Annotated in this window: 1 protein-coding gene and 1 pseudogene; both read left to right on the top strand. The window is 43.4% G+C overall.

Annotated features, from left to right (window positions below; genetic code table 11):
• Window positions 1-139 (top strand): nucleoside-diphosphate kinase (locus tag A3739_RS01470; protein WP_304440238.1); only part of this gene is annotated, 139 nt, incomplete at its 5' end.
• 87 nt (window positions 140-226) lie between these two features.
• Window positions 227-624 (top strand): annotated as a pseudogene (locus A3739_RS01465) (23S rRNA (adenine(2503)-C(2))-methyltransferase RlmN); the annotation flags it as partial.

Here is a 624-nt window from a genome sequence, read left to right as displayed (position 1 = left end):
AGCTGACGCTGGTACTATCCGTGCAGATTTCGCTTCTTCAATCGATGCAAACGCTGTTCACGGTTCAGACTCTACTGAATCAGCAGCGCGTGAAGTTGCTTACTTCTTTGCTGATGAAGAAATCTGTCCTCGCGGCTAATTTCTTTTTCGCAGGTAGACAAAAGCAGGGCTCTGTTTGGGGTCCTGCTTTTGTGCGTATTAGGACATCGTATTTTAGGTGACAAACATGACTGAAGTGACAAGCACTCCGCGTAAAAATTTACTTGGAATGCCAAAAGCTAAATTAGAGGCATTTTTTGCTGAAATTGGTGAGAAGCCGTTTCGAGCCAAGCAGGTCATGCAATGGATTCATCAATATGGTGTGTCAGATTTTGATGAAATGACTAATATTTCCAAAAGCTTACGAACTAAACTTAAGGAAATTTGCGAAATTACGCCGCCCGAGGTAACTTACCAAAACATTTCTGCTGACGGAACGCGCAAATGGGTTATGCGTATGCCTGGTGGTAGCAGTATAGAAACTGTTTTGATTCCTGAGGGTAATCGCGGAACGTTATGTGTTTCATCTCAGATTGGATGTGCGTTGGACTGCAGTTTTTGCTCAACTGGCAAGCAAGGCTTTAA

The sequence above is a fragment of the Oleiphilus sp. HI0067 genome (genome assembly GCF_001635735.1).
This window is presented reverse-complemented; position numbering and strand designations above follow the sequence as displayed.